7 protein-coding genes and 1 pseudogene are annotated in these 6,926 nt (G+C 36.4%); 1 reads left to right on the forward strand and 7 read right to left on the reverse strand.

What is annotated here, in order from left to right:
* Window positions 1–31: 31 nt before the first annotated feature.
* From DXB52_RS14485 to DXB52_RS14510, 5 genes and pseudogenes are all read right to left on the reverse strand, one after another.
* Window positions 32–319: a hypothetical protein gene (locus tag DXB52_RS14485; protein WP_118107904.1), complete on the reverse strand. Its 288-nt coding sequence runs from the start codon at window positions 317–319 to the stop codon at window positions 32–34.
* A gap of 135 nt (window positions 320–454) precedes the next feature.
* Window positions 455–1,735, reverse strand: a complete 1,281-nt coding sequence (locus tag DXB52_RS14490) for a type II toxin-antitoxin system HipA family toxin (protein WP_118107906.1) — start codon at window positions 1,733–1,735, stop codon at window positions 455–457.
* Window positions 1,728–1,949, reverse strand: a complete 222-nt coding sequence (locus tag DXB52_RS14495; RefSeq protein WP_055148387.1) for a helix-turn-helix domain-containing protein — start codon at window positions 1,947–1,949, stop codon at window positions 1,728–1,730. The genes DXB52_RS14490 and DXB52_RS14495 overlap by 8 nt, the downstream gene beginning before the upstream one ends.
* Before the next feature lie 242 nt (window positions 1,950–2,191).
* Window positions 2,192–2,422, reverse strand: a complete 231-nt coding sequence (locus tag DXB52_RS14500; protein WP_118107908.1) for a type II toxin-antitoxin system HicB family antitoxin — start codon at window positions 2,420–2,422, stop codon at window positions 2,192–2,194.
* A gap of 1,249 nt (window positions 2,423–3,671) precedes the next feature.
* Window positions 3,672–4,081, reverse strand: a pseudogene (locus tag DXB52_RS14510) (Y-family DNA polymerase).
* A gap of 70 nt (window positions 4,082–4,151) precedes the next feature.
* Here DXB52_RS14510 and DXB52_RS14515 point away from each other — a divergent pair.
* The gene (locus tag DXB52_RS14515) at window positions 4,152–4,304 is read left to right on the forward strand and encodes a S24 family peptidase (protein ID WP_270371313.1); all 153 of its coding nucleotides are present in this window, start codon (window positions 4,152–4,154) and stop codon (window positions 4,302–4,304) included.
* A 221-nt stretch (window positions 4,305–4,525) separates the two neighbouring features.
* Here DXB52_RS14515 and DXB52_RS14520 read toward each other — a convergent pair whose 3' ends face one another.
* Both DXB52_RS14520 and DXB52_RS14525 read right to left on the reverse strand, forming a co-directional pair.
* Window positions 4,526–6,004: an NHL repeat-containing protein gene (locus DXB52_RS14520; protein WP_118107912.1), complete on the reverse strand. Its 1,479-nt coding sequence runs from the start codon at window positions 6,002–6,004 to the stop codon at window positions 4,526–4,528.
* Window positions 6,005–6,044: 40 nt separating this feature from the next.
* Entirely contained in the window at window positions 6,045–6,785 is a 741-nt protein-coding gene (locus DXB52_RS14525) for a hypothetical protein (protein ID WP_118107914.1), read from the reverse strand.
* Window positions 6,786–6,926 lie beyond the last annotated feature (141 nt).

Here is a 6,926-nt window from a genome sequence, read left to right on the forward strand (position 1 = left end):
TCTTTTATAAGACTGTCATTAAGAATCATATCTATAAACTCTGATGCGTATTCTTCATGCTGTGCAACATATTCACTAAGGGAATAATTTCAATAAATTCTGTAGAATCATTTAAAAAACGCACGTCACTAAATCGCAAACTTTCGTTTTCTAAAATATTTTTGAGTACATCTACAGAACAATAATGACAAATTCTTGATGCTTTATTTCCAATGCCATCTACTCCATATATTTGATCAATTGTTAAATCTTTATAAGGAACATACAAAAAATGAGATTGCGAAATTGCTATACATTTTTCTAACATATCACTTTGCATATATTATTCTCCTCGATTTTATTTCATTAAGTTTCATTTTTCATATTTTAGTAACCCATTCACTTTATTTGCTTTTGCTCGCCTCTCTTAGCCGTCTATCATCTATCCTTTTGGGAATACTATTCCCCGCAAATATTACAAATAATGAATTCCTCCTCTTTGCATAATTCTTTCTTTTACTTCTTCTGCAGAATCAAATCCTTCTGCTGCCAAACTTTCTGTTGCCTCATTTAACGCATCTTGGACGCCTTCTCTCATTTCGTCAATTCTTTTCATTGCAAACTTTTTACCCAACCCAATAGCTACCGCTTCATCCTCAAAAGATTCTTTTGTAATTTTTCGTATATCATAAATCCCACCAATTCCTAAAGACATATTTTCTGTGCTACTCTCATAAATCATTGTGCTGACCATGTCATATGCCGGCGCAAGACGAATGTCATTCAAATTCTCTGCATAAAGCAACGATACATTTTTTATATGATTATCTGTATTTCCAATTAGATAATTAAAGATACAAATATCCCACAATTTTTTCTGATCTTCTAATGGATTTGAAGAGCATTTTCTAATCACTTCAAACATTTTCTTTAGATAATGATCACCTTTTTTTTCATATTTCATTGAAGATGAAATTCCCATTGCCTGCGCAAAATCTTCCTGATGCAACCTAAATGGGATCTGAAGATCTTTTAACATATAATTTTCTTTTTTAAATTTTCTATCATACCGTTCTGTTGCAAATAAAATATTTTCTCCCTGCATCTTCTGGCTATTTATAATAAAACTATTTGGTACTTTTATCCCTAAATTACTTGCCGTCAAAAGACACAGTTGCTCATTTACAACAATTTTTTCCAAACGTACATGACTTTGTTTCACAATATGTGTACTCGGCATAGATCCTAAAGGAAGATACCATTGAGAATTAGCCTTATCATAATACAAACCCACTTTTCCCGATGCTCCAGTTAAAGACAAATGCGATTTTGTCACAATCTCTGCACTTTCCGACGCTCCTTCTTTTGCCAGTATCTCAACCTCACGTTCAGTTAGTTTTCGATAATCCGGTACTATTTTCCCACTATTTTCATCAAGAATCTGAATTGCACCAAGACACTCATTGCCAAGTCCAGCCAAAATTGAAAGATAATCATTCACGTCTTTTTGCATCCAATCTGCAACACATTTTCTTGTGAACCCTTCCGGCAAAAGACCTTCAAAAAAATATCTTGTCCTTTTTTCATCAAAGGCTTTCTCTTCTAAAGGTAAGCTAATAGAAATCGGTTTTCCATTCTTTTCTATGTAACTATCATCATAAGAAAAACAAGCATCTACTGAAGAATCCCCAACAATCTTACCTACATATTCCTGTTTTCCATTTTTCTCAATATAAACAGATAATATTCTACTCATCTGATCCCCTCTTTTCTATTTTTATATCCATTCCTAACAGTTGAATTAACTGTAAAGCTTTTCCAATCTCTGCCGTCTTCTTCCCTCTTTCTAAGTCAGAAATAAAACTAATACTGAATCCAGTAAATTCTGCCAAATCACTCTGCGTATAACCTAATTCTTTTCTTCTTGCCCTTATAGTTGCTCCTAATGTTATCGAATCTATAATTTTCATATTGTCTCCATAAAATTAGCCGTTCGGCTTTATTTTGTTTTCAATTTGATTTTTTAAGCCGTTCGGCTTTATTCCTGTGATTTAAATATAAAATAAGCCGTTCGGCTTTGTCAACAATAAAATAATCTTCCCACGTACGAAAAAGCACCTACAAGGTGCTTTTTAATGTGATGTCAAAGTCCTTCCTTTCGGTAAGCGTTTAGAAAGTTGTTCGCAAATTTTAATATCTTGAAATATATACATCACACCCCTCCCAAGCTAACTGGCTCATGAATTTCTATCCCCTCTTCCAACGCAGCTTCAAGCCACGCCTTTTTTGCATCCTGTGCATTTTCTACTGCACTTTCTATTGTTTCGCCACAAGTAATACAGCCTGGCAAATCTAGATAAAAAACTACAAATCCTCCCTCTTCTTTGTCTTCTACAATTTCCATACGGTAGGACATTGCCATGTAATCGTTCAAGGTTTTCATTTATCTTCTCCTCGCGTTACTAAAACATATCTCCAAACATTTCTCCCTCTATATCACTTATCTGTTCAATTGGGATAACTGTCTTATCTTCCATAACAACTGTATGTTCATATCCATCAATCTTTTTTACACAACCAGAGCAGGAAATATATGCTCCCCCGGCTTTTTTATTATCCGGTACAAATATCTATTCATTTATACTGAGTTTAAGTTCGTGTTTTATCGTCACTTTTGCTGAATTTCTTTTTCGTTCACCTTTTTTGTACAATAACTTTTTTTCTTTTCATCTTTATTGAATTTCTTTTGATTTTAAAACAATATAGGTACATTTCTTTTGATTTCGCGACATCTAAGTAGAAGTATTTTTGCACATAAAGTAAATTTCTTTATGGCAGCTAAGTATATTGATATTACATGGTTTTAAGCAGTATTTCATTAACACTATGTAACTGATCTAACATAAGGTAATACGAGGCAATACAAATTCACATTTAGGTCTATGACAGCATCTATAACAGCAGGATACTTTGTATATTTTCGGATATTATGCCTTTTCTTTGTATAATTATTCACACCATTCAACCTAAGTATACTAATGATGCTTAGTGTCAAATTGAAATTCCGTATAACTTATTACGGAATTTGCATTTTGGAATGTTTTGGAACGTTTTCTCCCATTTTTCCAGTGCAGAAATAACGTATAATTCTGTGAATAATTTTGATGAGGTGAATCCGTATGGGATATTGTTTTATGAGCACAGAAAGATATTTATTAGGAAAATTAACAGCAAAGAATCCCATATAGTCTTGATATCGGATGAAGGTTTTTATTGGATGAGTGAATTATGGGAAGATGTCCAAAAAGCATTGTATGAGTTGCCTTTGCTGACCGGAATCCATCTTCGTATGTAAAACCGGCAGGAATATAAAGGGAAAGTGACTATCCCTACCGGTTAATAATCCAAATAATATCATCTATACCACTCTCTCCTTATGCTGTTTTTCTCTCCATAAACCATTTATCCACTTCATAAAACAAATGGCTTTCTAACATTGCTTCATCACTTTCTGCAAGTTCCCCAATGGTTCGAATACCCAGCTTCTAAAGTTTCTTCCGAGTCTGTCTTCCAACATAAAGCAGATCCGATGCAGGAAGCTGCCAAATCATACTTTTATAATTCTCCCGGTTAAACTCTGTAATCGCATCTGGCTTTTTGTAATCTGAACCAAGTTTCGCATAAATCTTATTTCAGGAAATTCCAATACTTACCGTTACACCCAGTTCGTATTTAATCCGATGGCTGATTTCTCTTGCAATCGTTATTCCGCTTCCTTTCAGATTTCTGCTGTCTGATACATCCAGCCAGGCTTCATCAATCCCATATGGCTCGATCTTGTCCGTATACTCCGAATAGATTTCTCTTGCCATCTGGAAAATCGTAAATACAAGTCCATCCGTGGTGGTACAAATATGATTTCTGGACAAATCTGTTTTGCCTGCCATAATGCCATTCCGGTCTTTACACCTTTTCGCTTCGCAATATAATTTGCTGTCAGCACAATTCCATGCCGGGCTTCCGGATCACCACCAACTGCAAGAGGCATTCCGGCAAATTCCAGGTGATGCAGCATTTCCACACTTGCATAAAATGAATTCATGTCGCTATGAAAACAAGACAGTATCTCCAACGGTGAAATCGGTATCTTCTATCTTAATGGCAATACCTATATCAAAGAACTACATAACGGTCCGGATGGAGTTTACCTTGTTTCATTAAATGAAAAGTATCATCCAATCCAGATTTATGAATCTGATTCTTTTAAAATCTTTGGAAAAGTAATCGGAAAATGCAAAGGGGCAGAAATCCCTGGTTTTCATTAAAGATCAACTGCAGCCTTCTAGCCTGCTCTTGCTGAAAATACTAGGAGGGGCTCCTGATGTTGATCCTCTATGCCATTTATGTTGTATATATCTGTATACGATAAATATGAAAATTGATTCACTGATGTGATAAAATTCTACCTTTATATTGGAAACAGGAAACAGAAAAATCACTTGCCGGCAGATAAATTTCTGCCGGCAAGCGATTTTTATTTTTTCAATTAAAATCCTGTCAATCTGAAAAACATCAATTCATTTGCTGATCCATCGTCTCGTTCCTGTGTCAGCATAATTAACAGAGAGCCGTCATCTAAAAGCTGCATATCTTCCAGCCATGGATAACTGACACCAAATATGTCCTCTGTAGAAATTGCACCTACGTGCGTTCCATCTTTTGCCCAAAATTGTATTTCGCGCATATTTCCATCTGCAGCCACAAAACCATTTTCTGTTTCCGCCATGCCCGTAATGGAACCGAGCTTGTCCGGAGAACTGATATCTTCTCCACCTAATTTCAAAAGCTGATTACCATCATAATCATAAACAACAATTTTTGTGCCTTCATCTTCCGCAGCCATGGATCCGGCAACCATAATATGACTATTCGTGATCTGTACGTCATCTATCATGGAAAACAGTCCCTTGCGTTCTTCATCGTTATTTAATCCGGTCAGTATCCACGGTTCTGCCGTCAGGTTACCGCCTTGATTCGCAATCTTCTGAGTATCACTGTTCACCCAGAAACTGATTCCCCATTCTCCGGATGGATGCATATTCAGATCTCCGTCTACTGTTGTCTGAAGTGCTTTTTTCCCATCTTTTACGCCAATTACATCTCCGATTCCCGGTGAAAGATATAACATTCCACTGCTGTCCCCAGACAAATATTCAAAATCATCGTCTAATTCCATCAAAGAAACGAATTCAAGTCCACTTTCTGAATATTCATAAGTATCCAGTTTATTCTCCAGCAGATGGAATACCTGATTGCCCTGTTTTACAAACTGATGATCCATAATCTGCATAACGCCCTGTGCTTCTTTAAATGGGATATATTCCGGAACGATTGTATAAGAACCTACCATCTGCTCTGCCAATACAGGTTCAAGAGGCTCTCCCTCCCATGGCCATGGTGCGTCTTTATTTCCTTCATCCTCTAATTTCAGCACAATTCCTTCCAGCAATTCTTTGTCAGAATCATCTATTTCCTGTCCTTTTACTCTGATATCATAGGATGTGCCAGACTGTTCATAACGATACATATACGTTTTTTCTATGGAATTACTTTCCGGCATTGCTGTATATTCTGCATTTCCTATTGTTACAGTGTCCATTTTCCCTTCAGCATATGCCTCTAAATCCACTCCAAAGGCAATTAAACTCTTTCGATATGTATATGAATCCTCCTTGGTCGCTTCTATAGAAATGACATTCTCGGATCCATCTGCTGTATCTCCATCAAAAAATCTAACGTAAGAATATTCTTCATCTTTCTTCATATTCTCTTTATCGTAGTTCCATGCCTTCGGATAATACACTGTAAATAAACTTAATTTAAGACTTTCTCTGTCTTTAAATTCTGTTTCTTCCTGCTCTGCTTTTTCCGATTTTTTCTTCTCCGGATTCTTTTTTTGTCCACATGCCGCTATCATCATCATGCATATCATGATACACAGCACACACCACAGTTTCTTTTTCATGGCGTCTTCCCTCCTTTCATGATTTCCACATCCTTTTCAGTTATTCACTGTCACTTTTTACACAGTGGAATGTGTAGTAGTCATCATCATCACTGTAGTCTACTTTCAAAGTACCATCGTCATTTATCATCACTGTAAGAGATGGATTTTCTGATTCAATCGAACAATATCCCAGTGCAACTGACCATGGGAAAGTCCCAATCTCCTCCCCTTTATAAATAACTGTTACATTACGGTCACTTTTGAAATCAAGACGCAGTGCATCATTGATGTTGTCTACTCCTTCCATAGAAGTCTGAGGTCCGTCTCCTAAAAGTTCTTCCACACTTTCTGCAGCCCACTCACCTATGACTGCATTTTCCTCCTCTGTCAGATAGAGTGCCGGATCCATTGCATCCGTTCCATCCTTTGCAAAAATCACCTTTACTCCCATCTCGAGCATATTATCAAAAGAAATAATATCTTTTCCGATGATTCCCACTATTTCTTCTCCTTCGATGCTCAAGATAAACTGATCATCTTCGACAGACCATTTTCCATTCCCTGTAGTGTCTCCAGCTGAAAAGGAAACTTTTCCGCCATTTTTCACTTCAAATTCAAAATCTCCTCCGAAAACTTCATCTATACTGACGGACATTCCCATCATCTGAGCGGACACCGCTACCCATTTCCCTTCATACGGGTTCTTTTCTCCTGTTTCTCCGGAGCCTCCACAACCAGTCAATACTATCATACTGATGATAAGCACTAGTCCAAATAACAAATTCAACTTTTTTCTCATAATCTTCTCTCCTTTCAATTACTTATTATCTTTAGGCGTTTGCGAAACGCCAAACACCGCATAAATACGGCATTTTTTTGTTGTTAAAATAAAATATCTCCTCAAGGTTTATGGTAAAATAGAGTTGACTAGAAACTAAAT

The organism is Ruminococcus sp. OM04-4AA, assembly GCF_003462585.1.
In the GTDB taxonomy this organism is placed as follows: domain Bacteria; phylum Bacillota; class Clostridia; order Lachnospirales; family Lachnospiraceae; genus Mediterraneibacter; species Mediterraneibacter faecis.

Coding starts and splice junctions, on each gene's coding strand:
- DXB52_RS14485 (WP_118107904.1), bottom strand. CDS start 319: ATGCAAAGTGATATGTTAGAAAAATGTATAGCAATTTCGCAATCTCAT.
- DXB52_RS14490 (WP_118107906.1), bottom strand. CDS start 1,735: ATGAGTAGAATATTATCTGTTTATATTGAGAAAAATGGAAAACAGGAA.
- DXB52_RS14495 (WP_055148387.1), bottom strand. CDS start 1,949: ATGAAAATTATAGATTCGATAACATTAGGAGCAACTATAAGGGCAAGA.
- DXB52_RS14500 (WP_118107908.1), bottom strand. CDS start 2,422: ATGAAAACCTTGAACGATTACATGGCAATGTCCTACCGTATGGAAATT.
- DXB52_RS14520 (WP_118107912.1), bottom strand. CDS start 6,004: ATGAAAAAGAAACTGTGGTGTGTGCTGTGTATCATGATATGCATGATG.
- DXB52_RS14525 (WP_118107914.1), bottom strand. CDS start 6,785: ATGAGAAAAAAGTTGAATTTGTTATTTGGACTAGTGCTTATCATCAGT.